The organism is Leucobacter sp. Psy1 (assembly GCF_020096995.1).
Classification (GTDB): Bacteria; Actinomycetota; Actinomycetes; order Actinomycetales; family Microbacteriaceae; genus Leucobacter.
Map to the genome: position 1 here is coordinate 1,177,560 of NZ_CP083692.1, position 23,255 is coordinate 1,200,814.

Consider the following 23,255-nt stretch of genomic DNA (forward strand, 5'->3'; position numbering starts at 1 on the left):
GGGTCGGTCGGTGGTTCGGCAGCGTGCGCATCCGAACCGGGTCAGAGGACGAGGACTCCCGGAGGCCCGCGATGGGAGATGGCGGAGAGGCTGCAGAGGCGGGGGCGCAGTGCGGAGTAACGGTCACGGGCGGCAAGGATGCCGGCGCGGTGCCGATGCGCGACGATTGCGGGAGCGGGTGGGAGAACGATGCGTCGCAGCAGACCTCGTACTGAGCGAGCTCCAGCTTCACCGCGAGAGATGAGCGCGACCGTCGCCGCTGCCGCAAGCGCGTGGCTGATCCACATCAGGAGGGAAGCTTCGCCGAGCGAGACCGAGCTGAGGGGCGCCTCGGCTCCCTGCAGTGTTCCGAACCGCACGCTGTGCGCAGCATGTGCCGAGATTCCGGTACCCGCGGTGGTCACCGGTCCATGTGCCGCCCCGAGTCCGGCGAACGACCAGTGGAAGAGGAATTGACTCGCGACGACGGCGACGCTCGTCCGGAGGAGCGAACCGGCGCGGCCGGACAACGCGATGCAGACGGGCCAGGCGAGCGCCGCCGTCGCGACGACCGAGAGCGTCGTCACCTCGGAGCCGCCGAGGGCGTGCGAGCCGGCCGCGAGCAGCGTCGAGGCGACGGCGACGAGAGTTCCGCGCAGCACACGCTCTCGCCGGCTCGGCGCGCGGGCAGGTGCGGACCCCGCGTCTCGCGTCTCGGAAGGTCCGCCCGTCTGGTCCACGGCCCTCAGTGTAATCGGGGCCGCTGACGAGGTGCCCGGCGGCCGGCGGCGCACGGTAAACTTGATCACCGTGTCAGACTCCAACCCCATCTCACCCGAAGCGGTCGATGCCGCGGTCGCGGCGGCCCTCGCCGCATTCGAGTCTTCGGACTCCGTCGCCGACCTGAAGCGCGCCCGCGCCGAGCACGCAGGCGAGGCATCGGCGATCGCTCAGCTCAATGCGCTGATGCGTCAGGTTCCCAAGGATGAGAAGGCCGCGACCGGCAAGCTCATGGGGCAGGCGCGAGGTCGCATCGAGGGCGCCTACAAGTCGCGTGAGGCGACGCTCGCCGAGGCCGAGGCGCAGGCCAGGCTCGTCGCCGAGACGGTCGACGTCACCGCGGCGCCCGTGCGGCGCGAAGCGGGCACCCGTCATCCGCTCGCTCAGCTCCAGGACGACATCGCCGATGTCTTCGTCGGGATGGGCTGGGAGGTCGCGGAGGGCCCGGAGCTCGAGCACGAGTGGTTCAACTTCGACGCGCTGGGCTTCGATCCCGATCACCCGGCGCGCGCCATGCAGGACACGTTCTTCGTGGAACCCGCTGAGCGGCACCTGGTGCTCCGTACGCACACCTCCCCGGTGCAGATCCGCGCCCTGCTCGGCGAGCAGCTGACGCACACGGCCCTTCCGCTCTACGTCGTGGCCCCGGGACGCGTGTACCGGACCGATGAGCTCGACGCGACGCACACGCCCGTCTTCCACCAGATCGAGGGCATCGCCATCGATCGCGGCCTCACGATGGCCCACTTGCGCGGCACGCTGGAGCACTTCGCGAGGCAGATGTTCGGCGAGGGCGCCGAGATCCGTCTCAGGCCGAACTTCTTCCCCTTCACCGAGCCGAGCGCCGAGATGGACGTGTGGCAGCCGCACGCCAAGGGCGGCGCACGCTGGGTCGAGTGGGGTGGATGCGGCATGGTCGATCCGAACGTGCTCGCCGCCGCCGGTGTCGATCCGGAGGAGTACCAGGGGTTTGCCTTCGGCATGGGCATCGAGCGCACCCTGCAGTTCCGCCACGACCTCAGCGACATGCGCGACATGGTCGAGGGCGATATTCGTTTCAACTCCCAGTTCGGAGGATTGGTCTGATGCGCGTCCCACTCAGCTGGCTCGGTGAGAGCGTCGAACTCGCGCCAGGCGCGACCCCCGAGCAGGTGCACGCCGACCTCGTGCGCGTGGGCTTCGAAGAGGAGTCCATTCGCCGCTTCGAGGTGTCCGGGCCCGTGGTGGTCGGGGAGGTGCTCTCCGCAGAACCCGAGCCCCAGTCCAATGGGAAGACGATCAATTGGTGCCAGGTGCGCGTGGCTTCCGAGGGGCAGACCGCTGCGGACGGCGGTGCGGACGTCCGCGGAATCGTCTGCGGAGCCCACAACTTCGGGCCGGGCGACCGCGTTGTCGTGACGCTGCCCGGAGCGGTGCTGCCAGGCGACTTCAGGATCGCCGCCCGGAAGACCTACGGGCACGTCTCGGACGGCATGATCGCCTCCGCACGTGAGCTGTCGCTCGGTGAAGACCACGAGGGCATCATCGTGCTGTCGCGGCTCGGTCTCGACGAGACGAACGGTGCCGTCATCGGTGCCGATGCCCTGGCGCTGCTGGGCCTGGATGAAAGTGCGGTCGAGATCAACGTGACTCCCGACCGCGGCTACGCCTTCTCGGTTCGCGGTGTGGCGCGCGAGTACGGCCATGCCACGGGAGCGCCGTTCACCGATCCCGCTGCCGCGGTGTCAGTCGCCGAAGCCACGGGGTTCCCGGTGGTGCTCCAGGATGAGGCCCCGATCCGCGGACGCGCCGGAGCGACGGGCTTCATCGCGCGCGTGGTGCGCGGTATCGATGCGACCCGTCCAACCCCTCCCTGGATGGTCTCGCGACTGCAGCTCGCTGGAGTGCGGGCCCTCTCGCTTCCCGTCGATATCTCGAACTACGTCATGCTGGAACTCGGTCAGCCGCTCCACGCCTACGACCTGAGCAAGCTCGACGGCGGAATCACGGTGCGCCGAGCGCGCGCAGGGGAACGCCTGCAGACGCTCGACGAGCAGGATCGTGAACTGCACCCTGAAGACCTCGTCATCGCCGATGACGCGGGTGCCGTGGGACTCGCCGGCGTTATGGGCGGGCAGTCGACCAAGACCGATGAGACGACGACCGACGTCCTCGTGGAGGCCGCGACGTTCGATCCCGTCTCGATCGCGCGAACGGCGCGCCGGCACAAGCTGCCGAGCGAAGCATCGAAGCGCTTCGAGCGAGGAGTGGACCCGCTCGTCGCGGCCGCCGCGGCGCAGCGCATGGTGGACCTGCTCGTCGAGCTGGCAGGCGGCACCGCCGACGATCTCGGCGCTACGCTCGTCGCCGAGTGGCAGCCGACGCCAGTGCGCCTGCGCATCGCGCGCGTCAATGGTCTGCTGGGCACCGACTACACGCCCGAGGAGATCCGCGGCGCGCTCGAGATGATCGGCTGCACCGTCGCACTCGGTGCCGCCGGCGATCCCGACCTCTGGTTCGTCACCCCGCCGAGCTGGCGGAGCGACCTCACGCGGAGCGCGGATCTCGTCGAGGAGGTCGCACGGATCGTCGGGTACGACCGTATCCCCTCAGTGCTTCCGGTGGCCCCGGCCGGCCGTGGTCTGACGCGTGCGCAGCGCTTGCGCCGTCGGGCCGCGAACACCGTCACGGCAGCGGGCTTCAACGAGGTGCAGAACTACCCGTTCGTCTCCCGCGCGCAGCTCGACGCCTTCGGCTCGGGGCCGAGCGACGCCGCAACCGAGGCCTCCGCTCCCGTTTCCGCCCTGGCGCTCGCGAACCCGCTCGATGGTGAAGCACCCTTCCTGCGTCGCTCGCTGCTGCCCGGCCTCATCGGCGCGGTGCAGCGGAACGCCTCTCGTGGTCTCACGGATCTCTCGCTCGTCGAGTTCGGTGCGGTCTTCGTGCCCGTCGCGCCAGGCGCGGAACTCGGCACCGAGAGCGTGCCGCCGCTCGGCGAGCGCCCGGCAGACGCCGTGCTCGCCCAGCTCGACGCCGCGATACCCGAGCAACCGCTCCGAGTGGCCGCGGTGCTGACGGGGCTGGCAGAGGCGAAGCAGCCGGGACTCGGTGACCGGGCATACGACTGGGCCGATGCCCTCGACGCTGCGCGCACCGTCGCCGGCGCCGTTGCCGCCGAACTGGTCGTGCGGCAGGGGAGCCACCGGGCATTCCACCCCGGCCGGACCGCTGAACTGTTCGTGCGCACGGAGCAGGATGCCGAGCTCGAGCTCGTCGGCGTCGCTGGCGAACTGCTGCCCGACCTGGTCGCCGATCACCACCTCCACGGTCGCGCTGCGGCGTTCGAGCTCGATCTCGGGCGCCTGATCGCGATCGCACCGCAGACGCCGGAGACGGGGCCGCTCTCGACCTACCCGGCGGCGACGCAGGATCTGACGCTCGTCGTCGGGAGCGACGTGCCGGCGGGCGACGTGCTCGACGTCGTGCGGTCAGGGTCGGGCTCGCTACTCGAGAGCGCCCGCATCGTTGACGACTACCGCGGAACGGGCCTCGAGGAGGGGCAGAAGGCACTGACGTTCGCGCTCAGGTTCCGCGCCGACGATCGCACGCTGCGGGCCGAGGAGGCCAGCGAGGCGAAGCTCGCCGGTGTTGCCGCAGCTGAGGCGGCCTTCGGAGCGAAGCTCCGCGAGTAGCTCTCGACGAGCCGGCGGACCGCCGTCAGGCGGCGGGAGCCGGCTCGTCGGGCACCAGCAGTTCCCACCCCAGTCGCTCGGCCGCTCGCCGGTCGAACGTCACCGTTCGGGTGACGCCAAACAGTTCCATCGCGCCCTGGATGAGCGCGTCGCCGAAGTCCGCGCCGTTCTCGGCGAGAGCGATCGCGCGGCCGACCCCTTCCGCATCGTCGAACTCCAGTGCTTCGCTCTCGAACAGTCGCCGCATGACGGTGAGGCATTCGCGGCGCGGCAGCTTCAGCGACCGGGACAGCACCCAGTACGTCTCCGCGAGGGTGACCTGGGTGATGAACCCGGGGGATTCGGGGGTGAGCTGGGCGAAGGCCCGCTCTGCGAGCGAGTAGTGAGCGTGGTCATCTCGTAGCAGGTAGCGGAGCAGCACGTTCGTGTCGATGCCGGTGAATCCGGTCGAGTCGATCACCGCGCGTCCCTGAGCGTGATCCCCTGCATGCCGCTCGCGGCCCCGCCCTCGGCGATCGCCTCATTCATGTCATCGATGGTCATGGTGGGCCGATCCGGGTCGTGGAGGATGCCTGCGAGATCCATCAGGCTCCCGGTTCTCGGAATGATGCGGTAGTGCCCCTCGCTCACGCGGATGAACGTCACCTTCGATCCGGCTTCGAGGTGTAGTTCCTCGCGCATCTCCTTCGGGATCGTGATCTGACCCTTGCTGGTCATCGTTGCAGTGGGCATCAGCGGCTCCTTTCGCTTCTCACGTCATCTTACCTGCGTGCTAAATGTAAGGGGAGAGCCGGCGAGGTTGGTTGTGCGGCGCCGTTCCGAGGCCGATACTGAATCCACGTCCGCGTTCAGCGCCGAACCGAGGAGCAGGCCATGCAGAAGATCGTCCCGAATATCTGGTGCAATGGAAACGCGGAGGAGGTCGGGGAGTTCTACGCTTCCGTGTTCCCGACGGCGCACGCCGAGGTCGAATCCCACTACCCGCACGAGGGATTGCTCGACTTCCAGCAGCCCCTCGCGGGGCAGCCGTTGACGGTGGGCCTGACTATCGCGGGCACGCGGCTCGTGCTCATCAACGCGGGCGATGAGTTCTCGCCGAACCCCTCTGTCTCGTTCATGCTGAACTTCGATCCGCTCCTCTTCGACGCCGACGAGCCCGCCGCCCGAGCCCGCCTCGACGAGGTCTGGGAGGCGCTCAGCGAACAGGGGTCGGTGATGATGCCCCTGCAGGAGTATCCGTTCAGCAAGCGCTACGGCTGGGTGCAGGATCGGCATGGCGTGAGCTGGCAGCTGATGCTCACGGATCCGGCGGGGGATCCTCGGCCGTTCCTGCTCCCGGCGCTGATGTTCTGCGGGACCGCGCAGAACATGGCGACGCAGGCGGTCGACCACTATCTCGACGTGTTCCGAGAGGCCGGGACCGATACTGAGCTGGGGATGCGCGTGACGTACCCGGCCCCGCAGGGTCCCGCGACCACGGACTCGGTGATGTTCAGCGACTTCCGGCTCGGAGACCAGTGGTTCACCGCCATGGACTCCGGTGTCGAGCAGGACTTCTCGTTCACGTGCGGCATGTCGCTCGAGGTGAACTGCGCCGACCAGGCAGAGATCGATCTGCTCTGGGGCCGCCTGTCGGCGGTTCCCGAAGCGGAGCAGTGTGGTTGGCTGGCGGACTTCGCCGGCCTCAGCTGGCAGATCGTTCCCGCACGGATGGCCGAGATCATGCAGACCCCCGGCGCCTTCGAACGGATGATGCCGATGAAGAAGCTCGTCATCGCCGAGCTGGAGGGCGCCTCGGCCGGCTGACGCGAAGCGTCTCTTCTGGCTGACGCGAAGCGCGTCCGCCGCGGCGTATCAGCCGCGGCGCCTCGGCCGGTGTCGAGAGGGCCGCGCAGGGAGTGCCAGAATAGAGACACTCTGTGCCGGGTGAGAAGGAGACGAAGATGGCCTACAGCGTCGCGGTAGCGGGTGCGAGCGGATACGCGGGCGGCGAGCTGCTCCGTCTCCTCGCCGAGCATCCCGAATACGAGGTGCGCACCGTGACAGGCCACTCGAGCGCCGGGCGCCCGCTCATCGAGGCGCAACCGCATCTGCGTTCCCTCGGTCATCTCGTGCTGCAGGAGACCACCCCCGAAGTGCTCGATGGCCACGACATCGTCTTCTTCGCGCTGCCGCACGGCGCCTCGGGTGAACTCACGGCGCAGCTGCGCGAGGTCCGACTCGCCGTGGACTGCGGTGCCGATCACCGCCTCCGCAGCGCCGATGACTGGGAAGCCTTCTACGGTGGAGCGTTCAACGAGCCCTGGGTATACGGCGTACCCGAGCTTCTGGTGGCCGGCGACCACGGGCACGTGCGTCAGCGCGAGATGCTCACCGGCGCCGACCGGATCGCGGCACCCGGATGCAACGCCTCGACGGTGGCTCTGTCGCTGGCGCCCGGAATCGCCGCCGGTGTCATCGAGCCGGATGACATCGTCAGTGTGCTCGCGGTCGGCCCCTCCGGTGCCGGGAAGGCGGCGAAGACCCACCTGCTCGGTGCCGAGCTCATGGGCACCGCGAATCCGTACGCCGTGGGCGGGAGCCACCGGCACATCCCCGAGATCAGGCAGTCGCTGCGCGCAGCGGGCGCGGCGGGGGATATCGGCATCAGCTTCACCCCCGTCCTGGTGCCGATGAGCCGAGGTATCCTGGCGACATCGACTGCGCGTCTCGTGCCAGGCACGACCTCTGCCGAGGTGCGACGCGCCTGGGCGGACGCCTACGCGGACGAGCACTTCGTCCACCTCCTCCCTGAAGGGGTGATGCCGCGCACCGCCGACGTGCTGGGTGCGAACACCTGCCTCATCGGCCTCGCCGTCGACGAGGCGGCAGGACGTGTCGTCGCGGTGGCCGCGGTCGACAATCTCGCCAAGGGCACCGCGGGCGCCGCGATCCAGTCGGCGAACATCGCCCTCGGCCTCCCAGAGGCCACGGGGCTCAGCGTGAATGGAGTAGCACCGTGACCGTCACCGTTCCCCAAGGCTTCCGCGCAGCCGGCGTCACCGTCGGCCTCAAAGCCTCAGGAGGCCGCGATCTCGCGCTCGTCGTGAACGACGGGCCGCGGGTCGCGAGCGCCGCCGTCTACACCGGTAACCGCGCGCAGGCGAACCCCATTCTCTGGAGCCGCGCCGTTGCTCAGACGCATACGGCGCACGCCGTGATCCTGAACTCGGGGGGAGCGAACTGCTTCACCGGCGACTTCGGGTATGAGACGACACGTCTCACCGCAGAGGCCGTGGCGTCGTCACTCGCGGGCGGGCTCGTGCCCGAGCAGATCCAGGTCTGCTCGACGGGGCTGATCGGTCACGGCGGACAGGACTTCCGCGACCGCATCGTGGAGGGGGTGCCCGGTCTCGTCGACGCGCTCGGCGATCACGGCGACCTCGCCGCCGAAGCGATCATGACCACCGACTCGGTTCCAAAAACCGCCGCACACCGTCACGCGGATGGCTGGACGATCGGCGGTATGGCCAAGGGTGCAGGCATGCTCGCCCCCGGGCTCGCGACGATGCTGGTCGTCATCACCACGGACGCCGAGCTCGACGACGCAGCCCTGGACCGGGCTCTCCGCCACGCCACCGGCACCACGTTCGACCGACTCGACTCGGACGGGTGCATGTCCACGAACGACCAGGTCACGCTGCTCGCGAGCGGTGCCTCGGGCGTACGCCCTGAGGAGCACGCGTTCGCCGAGGCGCTCGCCGCCGTCTGCGACGACCTGGCGGCGCAGCTGCAGCACGACGCCGAGGGCGCGAGCCACGACATCGACATCGAGGTCCTCGGTGCTGCCAGTCCCGAGGACGCCGTGATCGTCGGCCGGTCCGTCGCACGCAACAATCTGTTCAAGGCGGCGATCTTCGGCAACGATCCGAACTGGGGGCGCGTGCTCGCCGCGATCGGCACGACCGATGCCGCGTTCGATCCGTACCGCGTGGATGTGTCGTTCAACGGTGTGCGTCTCTGCCACGCAGGCGGACCCGACCGCCCGGTCGAGGAGTGCGATCTGACGCCTCGGGCGACGCGGGTGCGCATCGAACTGTTCGCCGGCGAGCACGACGCCACGATCCGCACCAACGACCTCACGCACGACTACGTGCACGAGAACAGCGCTTACTCGAGCTGAGAGCAGACCGATGACCGATACTGTTACCCCACTGGACCACGAGCAGGCCGCCGCGAAGGCGCGCGTGCTCGTCGAATCGCTGCCCTGGTTCAAGAAGTTCCGCGACTCGATCATGGTGATCAAGTTCGGCGGCAACGCCATGGTCGACGATGAGCTGCTGCGCACCTTCGCCGAGGACGTGGTGTACCTGCGCCTCGCGGGGATCCGCCCGGTCGTGGTGCACGGCGGCGGCCCGCAGATCAACGCCATGCTCGGTCAGCTCGGCATCGAGAGCGAGTTCCGCGGGGGCTACCGCGTCACCACGCCGCAGACCATGGAGGTCGTGCGCATGGTGCTGACCGGCAAGGTCAACCCCGAGCTCGTGGACGCCATCAACACGCACGGCCCGCTCGCCGCGGGCACCACAGGTGAAGACGCCGGTCTCTTCATCGGGAGGCGGAGGCCCCCGATCGAGGTGGACGGTGAGACGGTCGACCTCGGCCTCGTCGGCGATGTCGTGGGGGTCCGCACCGAGCCCGTACTCGCCCTCGTCGAGGCCGGTCTCATCCCGGTCGTCTCATCCATCGCGCCAGACGCCGACCACCCCGGCGACTCCCTCAACGTCAACGCCGACGCCGCCGCTGCGGCACTCGCGAGCGCCCTCGGTGCGTCGAAGCTCGTGATCCTCACCGACGTCGCGGGGCTCTACGCGAACTGGCCGGATCGCGACTCGCTGGTCTCCTCGATCACGGCGTCCGAGCTGGAGGCTCTGCTCCCGTCGCTCGAAACGGGAATGATCCCGAAGATGCGGGCGTGCCTGGAGGCGGTCGGCGGAGGCGTCGAGAAGGCTGTGATCATAGACGGCCGGGAGCCCCACTCGGTGCTCCTCGAGATCTTCACCGAGCAGGGCATCGGCACCGAGGTCACCGCCTAGGTGGCGGTTGCCGCGTCGGGGGCTCTCTACGCCGCGTTCGCGGTGGCTTCGGCGTGGCTGGCACTGACCGACCTGCGCACGCGCCGGATCCCGAATCGCGTGCTCGGTGCGGCGTCCGTCGGCGTCGCGGCGTGCGGCGCGGTGTCGGTGATCGCGGGTGCAGATCCGGGTCGCCTCGCGTGGGCAGCGGCTGCGGCGGCGCTCTACGGGGTCGCCGCGCTGACACTCTGGCGGTACGCGCCCGGGGGCTCGCTCGGCGGCGGGGACGTGAAGCTGGCACCGCTCGTCGGGTTCGCGGCCGGATGGGCCGGAGCGGAAGCCGCGTTCGTCTGGACCCCGATCGGGATCGCGGTGGCCTCGATGTGCGCTCTCATCTGGGCGCATCGCCGGGGTCGGCGGACGCTCGCCTTCGGGCCCGTGCTGCTGGCGGGCGCCTGGGTGGCGATCTTCGCGTCCTGGTGGTGAGACACCCCAGCACCCCGTCACCCGCGGCAGGTAACGATCCCGTCTCGGGCCCGATCAGGTATGACGTGCGCGGTGGCAGCGGAGTAACGTGATCTGCGGAAGCGGCGGCATGCCAGTGCAGGATTGCCGCCCTGACGCGTCCGGAAGGACGATGAGCAGGGAACCACGATGACGAGGAGAGCTTCATGAGTACTGGAACAGTGACGACCCGGCGGGCTGCGCGAGGGTTCGGCCGCGGCCGAGTGGGCACGGCCATCGGTTTCACGGCCGCGACCGCGCTGATGCTGAGCGGTTGCGCGGGCGGCGGGGGAGGCGACGAGTCCCTGGGCGATTTCGAGGGTGAAACCCTCACCGTCGCGGCGGCCTGGTCGGGTGCCGAGCAGGAGAACTTCGAGGCGGTGCTGCAGGAGTTCAGCGACCGTACGGGCGCCCAGGTCGACTACACGAGCTTCGGCGACAACGGGCCCACCTACATTCAGGGGCAGCTCGAAGGCGGCACCCCGCCGAACGTCGCCGTGATCGGTCAGCCTGCCCTCATGCAGTCGCTTGCGCAGAACGGCGATATCGTCGCGGTCGGCGAGGGCGTGCAGTCTGCGGTGGCCGAGAACTACGCCGACACCTGGGCGGACCTCGGCAGCGTCGACGGGGACCTCTACGGTGTCTGGTTCAAGGTCGCCAACAAGTCGACCGTCTGGTACAACTCCGACATCTACGACGAGGCGGGTGCTGAGGCTCCGGAGGACTGGGATGGGTTCCTCGACCAGTTGCAGCTCGTGAGCGATGCCGGGTACTCGGGCATCTCGGTCGGTGCCGACGTGGGGTGGCCGCTCACCGACTGGTTCGAGAACGTGTACCTGCGGACTGCCGGGCCAGAGAAGTACGACCAGCTGACCAACCACGAGATTCCGTGGACGGACCAGTCGGTGAAGGACGCGCTCGAGGTGCTCGCCTCGCTCTGGGGCACGGACCTCGTGCAGCCGGGCGGCGATCAGCGCGACTTCCCGACCAGCGTGACCGAGGTCTTCGGGGCGGACCCCGAGGCCGGTACCGTCTTCGAGGGCGATTTCGTCGCGGGCAACATCGCGGCCGACGGAACCTCGGTGGTCGGTGAGAACGCGCTCTTCTACGATTTCCCGGCGATCGACGGATCGGATCCGAGCGTCGTCTCCGGGGGCGACGTCGCGGTGCAGTTCGCCGATGACGAGGCCACTGCGGCGCTCATGGAGTTCCTCGCCTCGCCCGATGCCGCAGAGGTCTGGGTGCCCGAGGGTGGCCTGCTCTCGGCTAACTCGGGGGTGGACACCTCGCTCTACCCCGACGAGACGACGCAGCAGATCGCCGAGTCCCTGCTCGAGGCCGAGGAGATCCGCTTCGATATGTCCGATCTCGCTCCGAGCGCCTTCGGCGGCACACCCGGTCAGGGGTTCTGGCAGGAGATGATCTCGTTCTACCAGGATCCGAGCGACATCGACGGTACCGCGCAGCGTCTCGAGGACGCAGCGGCCGACGCCTACTGAGTCTGACCGCACCATGAGCCGTACACTCACGGTCCCGGTGCAGGTCCGGGGTCGCGGACCGAAACTCCGCGGCCCCGCCCGCCTGCGCCGCGGGCTCGTCATCGCGTCGTTCCTGGGGCCTGGCCTCATCGTGCTCGGAGCGCTCGTCGTCTACCCGATCGTCTACACGCTCATCCGATCGTTCTTCGACCGCACCGGTGCGGAGTTCGTCGGGTGGGAGAACTACGTGACGATGTTCACGAACGAGACCACGTTCACCGCGATCCGGAACAACATCATGTGGGTGCTCGTCGCCCCCGTCGCCGTGACGGTGCTCGGCCTCATCTTCGCGGTGCTCGTCGACAAGCTCGGGTGGAAGACCGCGTTCCGGCTCATCGTCTTCATGCCGATGGCCATCTCGATGCTCGCGGCGGGCGTGATCTTCCGCGGGATGTTCCAGGAGAGCCCGCAGCTCGGCGTCGTGAACGCCGCCATCACGAGCGTGCAGAGCGTCTTCGGTGACGACGCCGGGTACCCGGGTGCCGGCCCCCGCGAGGGCTTCGGCATCGTGGACGACGGCGGGATCATCGCCTCGGAGGCCGAGGTGGCCACGGGATCGATCCAGAACTTCCCGTTGACCGGCATCAAGCAGAGTGATCTGCCTGAGGGACTGGTGGACGCCGAAGCCGTGGACGCCGCGGGATCCTCGGAGATTTCGGGCACCGTCTTCCTCGACGTCATCTCGGGTGGCGGCGGGACGAACGGCGAAATCGAGGACGGGAAGCGCGGACTCGAGGGAGTCCGCGTGGACGCCGTGGACGCGGACGGGTCGATCCGCGGGTACGCGACCACCGGAGCGGGCGGCACGTACACGATCGAGGGACTCGACGCCGGAGAGAGCTACCGTGTCGCCCTTCCTGCCGCGAACTTCGACGCCGGCGCACAGGGCGTGTCGTGGCTGAGCTCCACGTTCATCAACGTCGTCGTGATCCTCTCCTATATCTGGATCTGGGCGGGGTTCGCGATGGTGATGATCGCCTCGGGCCTCTCGGCGATGGACCGCTCGCTCCAGGAGGCGGCGCGCACCGATGGTGCCAGCGAGTGGCAGGTGTTCACGCGGATCACCGCTCCGCTGCTCGCCCCCGTGCTGGTGGTGGTGTTCGTGACGCTCATCATCAACGTGCTCAAGATCTTCGACCTGGTCTACGTGATCCCGCCTGGCGCGTCGAAACCGGCGGCCAACGTCATCGCGGTGGAGATGTGGACGGTTTCCTTCGGCGGCGGAGGCAATCAGGGACTCGGATCAGCCCTCGCGCTGCTCCTCCTGATCCTCGTGCTGCCGTCGATGATCGTGAACATCCGGAGATTCAAGGAGGAGCGGAGCCGATGAGCGTGACAACTCCTGCTAAGCCCCGCCGTACGATGGGCCAGCGGATCGCGAGTGGATTCGGACGGGGGATCATCAACGTCGTGCTCCTCATCGTCGCGATCTTCTGGCTGGTGCCGACGGTCGGTCTGCTGCTGACCTCGTTCCGATCCGTCGGCGACAATGCGTCGAGCGGGTGGTGGACCGTGCTCACGAAGCCCACTGAGCTGACGATCGAGAACTACGCCAACCTCCTGTCGAACCCGACGATCACCGGGTCGTTCTGGAACACCGTCGTGATCGCGGTGCCGACCACGGTGCTCGTCGTCCTGCTCGGTTCGCTCGCCGCGTACGCGTTCGCGTGGTTGCGCTTCCCGGGACGGGACTGGTTGTTCCTCGCCGTCATCGTGCTGCTCGCGGTGCCCCTGCAGGTCGCGCTGATCCCGCTCGCGCGGCTGTTCGGGGCGCTCGGGATCTTCGGCAGCGTGCTCGGGGTGATTCTCTTTCACACGGCGTTCGGGCTCCCGTTCGCGATATTCCTGCTGCGCAACTTCTTCATCCAGGTGCCGGCGGAGTTGCTGGAGGCGGCGCGGATCGACGGAGCGAAGGACTGGCGGATCTTCTTCCAGGTCATGCTGCCGCTCGGGTTGCCCGCGATCGCGTCGCTCGCGATCTTCCAGTTCCTCTGGACGTGGAACGACATGCTCGTGGCGCTGATCTTCACGAATTCCGACTCTCAACCGCTCACCGTGGCCATCCAGTCACAGCTCAGACAGTTCGGATCGAACATCGATGTGCTCTCCGCGGGCGCTTTCTTGTCTATGCTGGTACCGCTGATAGTGTTCTTCGCGTTCCAGCGGTACTTCGTGCAGGCGCTGCTGGCAGGATCCCAGAAGTAAGACGAAAGCCACGGAAGGGTCGACGTATTGATCGACGACTACGACGCGTTTCTGTTCGACCTCGACGGGGTCATCACCCCCACCGTCGACCTGCACATGCGGGCCTGGCAGGAGACATTCGACGAAGTCTTCGCGCGTCACGGCGCGGAGCCGTACCGGGAGAGCGACTACTACCGTTCGCTCGACGGACGCCCGCGGTTCGACGGTGTCGCGACGCTGCTCGAGGCGCGGGGCATCTCGCTTCCCCCGGGCGAAGCCGGGGATGACGGGCTGGACACCGTAACGGGCATTGGCAACCGGAAGAACCGGGCGTTCACCGAGGTCCTGGAGCGGGACGGGATCGAGCCGTACCCCGGTTCGCTCCGCCTGCTCGATCAGCTCGCCGGCCGCCCGCTCGCGATCGTCTCGAGTTCTCGGAACGCCGACGCCGTGCTCCGCGCTGCGGGCCTGCGCGACCGGTTCCCGGTCGTCGTCGACGGTACCGTCGCCGATCGGGAAGGGCTCCCTGGCAAGCCTGCGCCGGACACCTTCGTGAGGGCCGCCGAGCTCCTGGGGCATCGGCCCGAGCGAGCAGCGGCGTTCGAGGACGCCGTCTCCGGTGTCGCAGCGGCGCACGCCGGAGGATTCGGTCTAGTGGTCGGCGTCGACCGAGGGACGGGAGCCGATGCCCTCCGCGCTGCGGGTGCCGGTGTGATCGTGAACGATCTCGAGGAGTTGGTGCGATGAACCCGGGAGTCGAGACGCAGCGTTGGTTCGGCGACGACCCGTGGAAGCTGGTGGTGCGGGGGATCGACCCCGCCCTCGCCGGAGAGGATGAGACCCTCTTCTCGCTCGCGAACGGCTACCTCGGTCTGCGCGGCAATCACGAGGAGGGGTTGCCGCTCGGCAGCCACGGCACCTTCGTGAACGGCCTGCACGAGACCTGGCGCATTCAGCACGCCGAGAACGCCTACGGGTTCGCCGAGCACGGTCAGACGATCGTGAACGCGCCGGACGCGAAGACGATCCGGATCTACGTGGACGATGAGCGACTGAACCTCGAAACCTCCGAAATACAGGAGGTGACGAGAACCCTGGACCTCCGGGAGGGCACGTTCACCCGGTCGCTGACCTGGCTCACCCCGACGGGCAAGCGCGTGCGCGTCGACACGAAGCGCATGGTCTCCTTCGTGCACCGGCACATGGCGACCGTCGAGATGACGGTGACGGCGCTCGACGCCGACGCGGAGCTGACGTTCAGCAGCCTGGTGATCAACCGGCAGGATCTGGCGCGCGTCAACACCGAGACGCCTGGCGTCGAGGTCGGGGAAGCGGGGCAGACGCGCGAGATGAACGACCCTCGCCAGAGCGAGATGTTGACGGACCGGGTGCTGAACCCCGGTCCGCATCGCCACAGCATGAGCCGCACCATCATGAGTTACGGCGTGAACAACTCCGGGATGAAGGTCGCGGTGGGCGTGGACCACGTCTTCGCGCCGGATCCGGAGCGGGACCCGCTGCAGTTGAACACCGGTATCTCGAGCGGCGCGCTCAGCGAGATGCAGGATCTCGGCGAGGGGTGGCACTCCCGAGTCGAGGCGGGGCCCGACCGCGTCAGGCACCTCTTCCAGGGCACGGCGTACGAGGGTCAAACGGTCCGGCTCACGAAGACGATCATGTACCACTCCTCGGCCACCTCGGCGCTCACTGAGATGGTCGACCGCTGCGAGCAGTCGCTCGAGCAGCTCGCCATCGAGCCTGCGGGGGAGCGCTGGCGGGCCCAGCGCGCGTTCCTCGACGAGTTCTGGCGTGCGAGCGGTGTCGAGGTCGACGCCGAGCAGGGCGTGCAGCAGTCGATCAACTGGAACCTCTTCCAGCTCGTGCAGGCGGCGGCGCGTGCCGATGGACGGGGTATCCCCGCGAAGGGCCTGACGGGGTCGGGGTACAGCGGACACTACTTCTGGGACTCGGAGATCTACGTGCTCCCGTTCCTCACCTACACGACCCCTCGCTGGGCGCGGAACGCACTGCGGGCGCGCGAGCGGATGCTGCCGCGCGCCAGGGCACGGGCGGCCATGCTCAGCGAGAACGGCGCGCTCTTCCCCTGGCGCACGATCAACGGTGAGGAGGCGAGCGCCTACTACGCGGCCGGGACCGCCGCGTACCACATCAACGCCGACATCACCTACGCGCTCGCTCGGTACGTCTCGGCGACGGGGGACACCGGCTTCATCGCCGGAGGCGCCAGTGACATCGCTGTGGAGACGGCGCGACTGTGGTCGAGTCTCGGCTTCTGGAGCGGCGGCGCCGTCGGCTCAGGCCAGTTCCACATCCACGGAGTCACCGGTCCGGACGAGTACACGACGGTGGTGAACGACAACCTGTTCACGAACGTCATGGCGCAGTTCAACCTCCGGTTCGCGGTCGAGGTCGTGCGCCGCATGATGCGCGATTCGCCCGCCGACTACTGGGACCTCGTGGAGCGCCTCGACCTCGCTGATGATGAGGTGAAGAACTGGGCGATGGCCGCCGAGCACATGTGCGTGCCCTATTCGGAGGAGAGTGGTGTTCACCCGCAAGACGCCCATTTCCTGGAGCGGGAGATGTGGAATCTCGCGGCAACGCCCCCCGAGCAGAAGCCGCTGCTCCTGCACTTCCACCCGCTGGTGATCTACCGGTACCAGGTGCTCAAGCAGGCCGACGTCGTCCTCGCGCTGCTGCTCGCGAGCGACGAGTTCACGCTGGAGCAGAAGCGGGCTGACTTCGAGTACTACGATGCGCTCACCACGGGCGATTCCAGCCTCTCGGCAGTCGTGCAGTCGATCATCGCCGCCGAAGTCGGCTACCAGGATCTCGCGTACCGGTATTTCGAGCACGCGCTCAGGGTCGATCTCGACAACCTGCATCGCAACGCCTCCGATGGCGTCCACGTCGCCTCGGCCGGCGGCATTTGGATGACGCTCGTCCAGGGGTTCGCCGGCATGCGCGACGCCGGCAGGCGACTGAGCTTCGATCCGCGTCTGCCGAAGCACTGGGGGCGCCTCGCGTTCTCGCTCATGTGGCGCGGGAAGCGAGTCTCGGTCGAGCTCGAGCGCGAAGCGATCTCGTTCGCGCTCGTCGACGGCGAGGAGCCCGTGACCGTGTACGTCCGCGGGCGGGCCTTCGAGGTCGCCGTCGGAAGCCCGGTGCGCGTCGAGCTCGACGGGCAGGGGCCGGACCTCGGAGAGTTCGAGGGACTTTCGGCCGGCATCCTGCCGCGCGACGGCGAGGGCGAGCACCACGTGCCGACGGTCGAGGTGCCGGTGATCACCACCTCGATCCCCGTCAAAGCGCCGCTCACGGTCGCCGAGCCCGAGCTGTAGCGCGTTCGCGCAGGTGCGCCGGGCGTAGGATAGAGGGGTTCCGGTGCAGTCGATTGAAAGGTGAGGTTCTGTGACCTACGTCATTGCTCTTCCGTGCGTTGATGTGAAGGATCGTGCCTGCGTCGACGAATGCCCGGTCGACTGCATCTACGAGGGTGAGCGCTCGCTCTACATCCACCCCGATGAGTGCGTCGACTGCGGCGCCTGCGAGCCCGTGTGCCCCGTCGAGGCGATCTACTACGAGGACGACCTGCCCGAAGAGTGGTCCGAGTACTACACCGCGAACGTCGATTTCTTCGACGAGATCGGTTCTCCCGGCGGAGCGGCGAAGACGGGTGTGTACGATTTCGATCACCCCATCATCGCGGCGCTTCCTCCGCAGGGGGAGTAGCCCGTGCGCGGTACGCTGCCCGACTACCCGTGGGACGCCATGGCGCCGTACGCCGAGCGGGCAAGAGGGCACGCCGAAGGAGCGTTGAATCTCTCCGTCGGTTCGCCCGTCGACCCGACTCCCGAGCCGGTGCGCCACGCCCTCGCCACGGCGACGGACGCCCACGGATACCCGGCGACTGCGGGGTCGGACGAGTTGCGTGCCGCGATCGTGGAGTGGTTCCTCCGCCGTCGCGGTGTGACGCTCGGCACCGATGCGGTGCTGCCGACCGTCGGTTCGAAAGAGCTGGTGGCACTGCTGCCGATGCTGCTCGGGCTCGGCGCCGAGGAGACAGTGGTGCACCCGCGCGTCGCCTATCCGAGCTATGCCATGGGCGCCGCGCTGGTCGGAGCAGCGGCCGTCGCCAGCGACGATCCGGCGGAGTGGCCAGACAGCACGCGTCTCGTGTGGCTGAATTCGCCTGGCAACCCCGACGGCCGTGTGCTCGGTGTGGAGGCACTGAGTGCCGCCGTCGCGCGTGCGCGTGAGCTCGGCGCGGTCATCGCGGGCGACGAGTGCTACGCCGAGTTCGGGTGGGAGTCTCCGTGGATCAGCGAGGCGATCCCGTCGATCCTCGACCCCCGCGTCGTCGGCGACGACCACTCCGGCGTCCTCTCGGTGTACTCGCTGAGCAAGCAGTCGAACCTCGCGGGCTATCGTGCCGCCCTGATCGGGGGAGATCCGGCGCTCGTTTCCCGCCTCCTCACGGTGCGCAAGCACGCGGGCCTGATGCTTCCCGCTCCGGTGCAGCACGCCATGGCCGTAGCGCTCGCAGATGACACGCACGTGGAGGAGCAGCGGGAGCGCTATCGGGCACGGCGCGCGATACTGCGCCCCGCCCTGGAAGCCGCTGGCTTCCGCGTCGAAGGCAGTGAAGCCGGCTTGTATCTCTGGGCGACACGCGACGAGGACGCTTGGGACTCGGTCGCGGCATTCGCAGGCCAGGGAATCATCGTCGGCCCGGGGCACTTCTACGGTGACCACTCGCCGCGCCACGTCCGGCTCGCGCTGACGGCGTCGGACGCCGATATCGCTGCCGCCGCGGGCCGCCTGAGCGGCGTGTGAGGCCCTGAAATCGCGTTTTGCTCGACGTCGAGATAGTCTGTGCGTGCGGGCAACGCACCCGCACGGATAAGGTGGAAGAGCTGTGTGCAATCACCTCTGCGCGCGCCCCTGCACCCACAGACCTCACGAGGAGATGACGTGACCGAATCGACTCAGGGCCAGACTCAGGCCTCCGCGAAGCTCACGTTCCCCGGCGGATCGGCAGAGCTGCCCATCCTGCAGGCGGAAGACGGGGCTTCGTCGATCGACGTGAGTTCGCTGACGAAGCAGACCGGCCTGACGGCACTGGACTACGGGTTCGTGAACACGGCGTCCACCAGGTCGCGCATCACGTACATCGACGGCGAGGCCGGGATCCTCCGCTACCGCGGATACCCCATCGAGGAGCTGGCGCGCCAGTCGACGTTCCTCGAGGTCGCCTACCTGCTGATCTACGGCGAGCTGCCGACGCCCGACGAGCTCGCGGAGTTCGATGGCGTCATCCGTCGGCACACCCTGCTCCACGAGGACATGAAGTACTACTTCGAGGGCCTGCCGCACACGGCTCACCCGATGGCGGCGCTCTCGGGTGGCCTGCAGGCGATGTCGACCTACTACGAGGACTCGCTCGACACCGCGGTGCCCGAGTTCGTCGAGGTCAACACGATCCGTCTTCTCGCCAAGCTCCCCGTGCTCGCCGCGTATGCGCACAAGAAGTCGATCGGGCAGGCATTCCTCTACCCCGACAACAATCTCGGTTTCGTCGAGAACTTCCTCCGCCTGAACTTCGGTAACATGGCCGAGGAGTACGTGATGAACCCCGTGCTCGTCGACGCGCTCGACAAGCTCCTCATCCTCCACGCCGATCACGAGCAGAACGCGTCGACCTCGACGGTCCGTCTCGTCGGGTCGACCGGAGCGAACATGTTCTCGTCGATCTCCGCGGGCATCAACGCGCTCTCAGGCCCGCTGCACGGTGGCGCCAACGAGGCCGTGCTCGACATGCTCGGGCAGATCCGGGACTCCGGCCAGAGCGTGCAGACCTTCGTCGAGAAGGTCAAGAACAAGGAGGACGGGGTGAAGCTCATGGGCTTCGGTCACCGCGTCTACAAGAACTACGACCCCCGCGCGCGTATCGTGAAGGAGAGCGCCGGTCGCGTGCTCGAGGAACTCGGCATCAACGATCCGCTGCTCGACCTGGCGCAGGAGCTCGAGCAGATCGCGCTCGAGGACGACTACTTCAAGGAGCGCAAGCTCTACCCGAACGTCGACTTCTACACCGGCGTCATCTACAAGGCCATGGGTTTCCCGACGCGCATGTTCACGGTGCTCTTCGCCATCGGTCGTCTGCCCGGCTGGATCGCGCAGTGGCGCGAGAGCCACGAGGACGCCCAGACCAAGATCGGGCGCCCGCAGCAGCTCTACATGGGCAGCCGAGAGCGGCACCTCGACCGCTGACCTCGAGGGTCCCTCCCGGGCCCAGCACCGAGATCGCAAAAAGTCACGCCTCAGATTGCTCGAAGCGTGACTTTTTGCGATCTCGCGGACGCTGCCGCGCGGGCGGTGTGCGGGGCCCGGGTGGTACCCCACACACGCGCCGTCAGGCGTGCAGCGCCGCGTTGAGGGTCACACCGTGGCCCTCTCGCGGGAGCGCCTCCACGGCACCCGTGCGCGAGTTGCGGCGGAAGAGCAGCTGCGGAACTCCGGAGAGCTCTGCGGCCTTCACCTCGACCGACGAACCACCCGACTCGACGGTGCCCTGCGGAAGGGTGACCTTGGTGCCCGCTGTCACGTACAGGCCCGCCTCGACGACGGTGTCGTCTCCGATGGAGATGCCGATACCCGAGTTGGCGCCGAGCAGCGCGCGCTCGCCGATCGCGATGCGCTGGGTGCCACCGCCGGAGAGGGTGCCCATGATCGATGCGCCGCCGCCGATATCGGAGCCGTCGCCCACGACGACGCCCTGCGAGATGCGTCCCTCGACCATGGAGGCACCGAGCGTACCCGCGTTGAAGTTGACGAACCCCTCGTGCATGACGGTGGTCCCGCGGGCGAGGTGGGCGCCCAGGCGGACGCGAGTGGCGTCGGCGATGCGGACACCGTCCGGGACGACGTAGTCGGTCAGACGCGGGAACTTGTCGATGCCGGTGGCGGTGATCCCCGCGACGCGGAGCTCCGGGAGCCGCTTCAGGTACTCGTCGTGCAGCATCGGTCCGGCCGTGGTCCAGACGTTGTTCGGCAGCTGACCGAAGATTCCGTCGAGGTTGATGCTGTTCGGGCGGACGAGGCAGTGCGACAGGAGGTGGAGGCGCAGGTACGCGTCCTCCACCGACGCAGGCGCCGCGTCGAGGTCGATCTCGACGTTCACGACCCGGATCTCGACGCCGCGCCGCTCATCGGCTCCTGCGGCGCGCTCGAGCTCGGCGGGGGCGATCCACCGGCCTTCGGTGCTCGAACGGGTGCCGAGTTGCGGAGCGGGGTACCAGGCGTCGAGTGTGGAGCCGTCGGCGGCCACCGTAGCGAGGCCCGACGCGTGTGCGGTGCGAGTGTCGTTCATGCCTCCAGGGTATCGCGGCGGAGGCGGCTCCGCCGTGCCGTAGGGTGGTCTGGTGAGCGATACCTCCTCGAACCTCCTGGATCCCGGTGCCGGCCCCGTTTCTCTGACTCGCCAGCTGTGCGACATCGAATCGGTGTCCGGAAATGAGCGCCGGATCGCGGACGCGGTCGCCGATGTGCTTGCCGCGCAGGCCCCGCACTTGACGGTGCACCGCGACGGAGACACGCTGATCGCCCGCACCGAACTCGGTCGTGCGCACCGCGTCGCCATCGCCGGCCACCTGGACACGGTCCCCGTGAACGAGAATCTCCCCGTCGTCGACGAGCAGGATGCCGAGACGGGTGAGACGATCATCCGCGGTCGCGGCACCGTGGACATGAAAGCGGGCGTTGCGGTGCAGCTCGCGCTCGCAGTGGAGCTCGAGGATCCCGCGGTCGACGTCACCTGGATCTGGTACGACCATGAAGAGGTCTCCGCAGATCTGAACGGCCTGGGCAGAGCTCAGCGGAATCGCCCCGATCTCTTCGCCGCCGACTTCGCGATTCTCGGCGAACCGACGCGGTCGGCGATCGAGGGCGGGTGCAACGGCACCATGCGCGCCCGAGTGAGCTACCTGGGCACTCGCGCGCACTCGGCGCGGAGCTGGAAGGGCGTCAACGCGATTCACCGCGCGGGCGGCCTGCTCGAACGCCTGTCGGCCTACGAAGCGGCACGTGTGACGGTCGACGGGCTTGAGTATCGGGAAGGGCTGAACGCGGTGCGCATCTCGGGCGGCGTCGCGGGAAACGTCATCCCGGATCGCGTCGACATCGAGGTCAACTACCGCTTCGCGCCGTCGCGCACCACGGATGAGGCTGTCGAGCTGGTCCGAGAGTTCTGCGCCGATGCAGACGAGTTCGAGGTCACGGATCTCGCGCCCGGAGCTCGACCCGGACTCGATGCGGAACTTGCGCGCGGCTTCGTCGAGGCGGTCGGCGGCACGCCCGAGGCGAAGGTGGGCTGGACCGACGTGGCACGCTTCTCCGCGCAGGGCGTTCCCGCCGTGAACTTCGGGCCGGGGGATCCGCTCCTCGCCCACGCCGACGACGAGCGCGTGCCGGTGGGCCAGATCGAGGAGGCCCATCGGGCGCTCCGCGCCTGGCTGCTCGGTGACGGTGCGAGGGGTGCCGTGTGACCCGTCGTGGCGGACCGGATTTTCCAGATTCCGGAATGCACCGGATAATGGAGATGAACGACGACTAGCGAGGAGGCGCCATGGCGGCGATGAAACCGAGGACCGGCGACGGGCCCATGGAAGCGGTACGCGAGAGCCGAGTCATCGTGCTCAGGGTTCCGCTCGAGGGTGGCGGCCGTTTGGTGGTCTCCGTGAACGACGACGAGGCGACGGAGCTTCGCAATGTGCTGAACGGCGTCCTCGACGGCTGACGCGGCCACGCGAAGACACGCGCGCGCTCCCCACCGGGGAGCGCGCGCTGTTGCGTTCGGGGGCTGATTGCGGGCCCCTGGCGGCTACTCGGAGAGACGCGTCAGGGTGAGCAGGCCGTCCCCGACGGGGGAGAGCGCCGGGGCGATCGCGGCGGACTCGGAGACCATGGCGAGCAGGTCACGCACCGCTTGCGTGCGGTGATCGCGCGCGGCGGGATCGGAGACCCGGCCGCGGGCGAATGCGCCTGGCACGACGATGCACCCGCCCGGTCTGACGATCGTGAGGGCGTACTCGACGTACTCGAGCAGGTGCTCCGCGTCTGCGTCGAGCAGGGCGAGGTCGTACGAAGCCAGATTCAGGCGGGGGAGGACCTGCTGCGCGTTGCCCTCGATGAAACGGACATGCGAGGCGGGGATCCCGGCGCTCGCGAACACCGTCCTGGCTTCTTTCAGGTGCTCGGGTTCGACCTCGATGGAGGTGAGTACGGCATCGGGGGCGTAACGCAGCAGTGCGAGTCCGCTCACGCCGACACCGGTGCCGATCTCGCAGATCGCGCGGGCACGACTGAGCACGACGAGCGAGGACAACTGCGCGGCGATCGCCCGGCTCACGGGCTCGATGCCGAGCTCGAGAGACAAACGGCGCGCGTTGATCTGCGGTTCGGTCTCGTTCGGGTACTGTTCCGCGAACTGCCAATTCCGCTCGAGCTTGCTCACCGATTGCCTC

At 68.3% G+C, this 23,255-nt stretch carries 22 protein-coding genes; 17 read left to right on the top strand and 5 right to left on the bottom strand.

From position 1 onward, the window contains the following. Window positions 1-41: 41 nt before the first annotated feature. A complete protein-coding gene (locus tag K8P10_RS05605) occupies window positions 42-719 on the bottom strand; it encodes a hypothetical protein (RefSeq protein ID WP_224780821.1) in 678 nt (225 codons plus the stop codon). 70 nt (window positions 720-789) lie between these two features. On the opposite strand from K8P10_RS05605, the gene pheS reads away from it, so the two are divergent. Both pheS and pheT read left to right on the top strand, forming a co-directional pair. Next, window positions 790-1,845: a phenylalanine--tRNA ligase subunit alpha gene (gene pheS, locus K8P10_RS05610; RefSeq protein ID WP_224780822.1), complete on the top strand. Its 1,056-nt coding sequence runs from the start codon at window positions 790-792 to the stop codon at window positions 1,843-1,845. Beyond that, window positions 1,845-4,430 carry a phenylalanine--tRNA ligase subunit beta gene (gene pheT, locus K8P10_RS05615; protein ID WP_224780823.1) on the top strand — a complete coding sequence of 862 codons (2,586 nt, stop codon included), beginning with the start codon at window positions 1,845-1,847 and terminating at the stop codon, window positions 4,428-4,430. Before pheS ends, pheT begins: the two co-directional genes overlap by 1 nt. 25 nt (window positions 4,431-4,455) lie before the next feature. On the opposite strand, the gene K8P10_RS05620 is transcribed toward pheT, so the two are convergent. Together K8P10_RS05620 and K8P10_RS05625 are read right to left on the bottom strand one after the other, a co-directional pair. Beyond that, entirely contained in the window at window positions 4,456-4,890 is a 435-nt protein-coding gene (locus K8P10_RS05620; RefSeq protein ID WP_224780824.1) for a PIN domain-containing protein, read from the bottom strand. Further along, window positions 4,887-5,162 carry an AbrB/MazE/SpoVT family DNA-binding domain-containing protein gene (locus tag K8P10_RS05625; protein WP_224780825.1) on the bottom strand — a complete coding sequence of 92 codons (276 nt, stop codon included), beginning with the start codon at window positions 5,160-5,162 and terminating at the stop codon, window positions 4,887-4,889. Before K8P10_RS05625 ends, K8P10_RS05620 begins: the two co-directional genes overlap by 4 nt. 141 nt (window positions 5,163-5,303) lie before the next feature. Here K8P10_RS05625 and K8P10_RS05630 point away from each other — a divergent pair, with 141 nt between their 5' ends. The 13 genes from K8P10_RS05630 (at window position 5,304) to K8P10_RS05690 (ending at window position 20,004) form a co-directional block, all read left to right on the top strand. Beyond that, complete coding sequence (locus tag K8P10_RS05630) at window positions 5,304-6,236, top strand: VOC family protein (RefSeq protein WP_224780826.1); 933 nt, start codon at window positions 5,304-5,306, stop codon at window positions 6,234-6,236. 137 nt (window positions 6,237-6,373) lie between these two features. After that, window positions 6,374-7,432, top strand: a complete 1,059-nt coding sequence (gene argC / locus K8P10_RS05635) for an N-acetyl-gamma-glutamyl-phosphate reductase (RefSeq protein ID WP_224780827.1) — start codon at window positions 6,374-6,376, stop codon at window positions 7,430-7,432. Next, window positions 7,429-8,592 (top strand): bifunctional glutamate N-acetyltransferase/amino-acid acetyltransferase ArgJ, encoded by a 1,164-nt coding sequence (gene argJ / locus K8P10_RS05640; RefSeq protein ID WP_224780828.1) that lies wholly within the window; start codon window positions 7,429-7,431, stop codon window positions 8,590-8,592. The genes argC and argJ overlap by 4 nt, the downstream gene beginning before the upstream one ends. A gap of 10 nt (window positions 8,593-8,602) precedes the next feature. Further along, window positions 8,603-9,505 carry an acetylglutamate kinase gene (gene argB / locus K8P10_RS05645; RefSeq protein ID WP_224780829.1) on the top strand — a complete coding sequence of 301 codons (903 nt, stop codon included), beginning with the start codon at window positions 8,603-8,605 and terminating at the stop codon, window positions 9,503-9,505. After that, entirely contained in the window at window positions 9,506-9,970 is a 465-nt protein-coding gene (locus K8P10_RS05650; RefSeq protein WP_224780830.1) for a prepilin peptidase, read from the top strand. 185 nt (window positions 9,971-10,155) lie between these two features. Then, window positions 10,156-11,487: an ABC transporter substrate-binding protein gene (locus K8P10_RS05655; RefSeq protein WP_224780831.1), complete on the top strand. Its 1,332-nt coding sequence runs from the start codon at window positions 10,156-10,158 to the stop codon at window positions 11,485-11,487. A gap of 13 nt (window positions 11,488-11,500) precedes the next feature. Continuing rightward, entirely contained in the window at window positions 11,501-12,856 is a 1,356-nt protein-coding gene (locus tag K8P10_RS05660; protein WP_224780832.1) for a carbohydrate ABC transporter permease, read from the top strand. Next, the gene (locus K8P10_RS05665) at window positions 12,853-13,731 is read left to right on the top strand and encodes a carbohydrate ABC transporter permease (RefSeq protein ID WP_224780833.1); all 879 of its coding nucleotides are present in this window, start codon (window positions 12,853-12,855) and stop codon (window positions 13,729-13,731) included. Before K8P10_RS05660 ends, K8P10_RS05665 begins: the two co-directional genes overlap by 4 nt. A 27-nt stretch (window positions 13,732-13,758) precedes the next feature. Then, entirely contained in the window at window positions 13,759-14,457 is a 699-nt protein-coding gene (locus K8P10_RS05670) for an HAD family phosphatase (RefSeq protein WP_224780834.1), read from the top strand. Then, entirely contained in the window at window positions 14,454-17,072 is a 2,619-nt protein-coding gene (locus tag K8P10_RS05675; RefSeq protein WP_224780835.1) for a glycoside hydrolase family 65 protein, read from the top strand. Before K8P10_RS05670 ends, K8P10_RS05675 begins: the two co-directional genes overlap by 4 nt. A gap of 70 nt (window positions 17,073-17,142) precedes the next feature. Then, a complete protein-coding gene (fdxA, locus tag K8P10_RS05680; protein ID WP_208239398.1) occupies window positions 17,143-17,463 on the top strand; it encodes a ferredoxin in 321 nt (106 codons plus the stop codon). A gap of 3 nt (window positions 17,464-17,466) precedes the next feature. Further along, window positions 17,467-18,567, top strand: a complete 1,101-nt coding sequence (gene dapC, locus K8P10_RS05685; RefSeq protein WP_224780836.1) for a succinyldiaminopimelate transaminase — start codon at window positions 17,467-17,469, stop codon at window positions 18,565-18,567. 138 nt (window positions 18,568-18,705) lie between these two features. Further along, window positions 18,706-20,004 carry a citrate synthase gene (locus tag K8P10_RS05690; protein WP_224780837.1) on the top strand — a complete coding sequence of 433 codons (1,299 nt, stop codon included), beginning with the start codon at window positions 18,706-18,708 and terminating at the stop codon, window positions 20,002-20,004. A 142-nt stretch (window positions 20,005-20,146) separates the two neighbouring features. Here the strand turns inward: K8P10_RS05690 and dapD are convergent, their stop codons facing one another. Continuing rightward, entirely contained in the window at window positions 20,147-21,103 is a 957-nt protein-coding gene (dapD, locus tag K8P10_RS05695; protein WP_224780838.1) for a 2,3,4,5-tetrahydropyridine-2,6-dicarboxylate N-succinyltransferase, read from the bottom strand. Between the two features lie 52 nt (window positions 21,104-21,155). Here dapD and dapE point away from each other — a divergent pair, with 52 nt between their 5' ends. Further along, window positions 21,156-22,277, top strand: a complete 1,122-nt coding sequence (dapE, locus tag K8P10_RS05700; RefSeq protein ID WP_224780839.1) for a succinyl-diaminopimelate desuccinylase — start codon at window positions 21,156-21,158, stop codon at window positions 22,275-22,277. Window positions 22,278-22,357: 80 nt separating this feature from the next. Then, window positions 22,358-22,528: a DUF3117 domain-containing protein gene (locus tag K8P10_RS05705; protein WP_208239386.1), complete on the top strand. Its 171-nt coding sequence runs from the start codon at window positions 22,358-22,360 to the stop codon at window positions 22,526-22,528. Between the two features lie 84 nt (window positions 22,529-22,612). Here the strand turns inward: K8P10_RS05705 and K8P10_RS05710 are convergent, their stop codons facing one another. Further along, window positions 22,613-23,245 carry an O-methyltransferase gene (locus K8P10_RS05710; RefSeq protein ID WP_224780840.1) on the bottom strand — a complete coding sequence of 211 codons (633 nt, stop codon included), beginning with the start codon at window positions 23,243-23,245 and terminating at the stop codon, window positions 22,613-22,615. Between the last annotated feature and the right edge of the window lie 10 nt (window positions 23,246-23,255).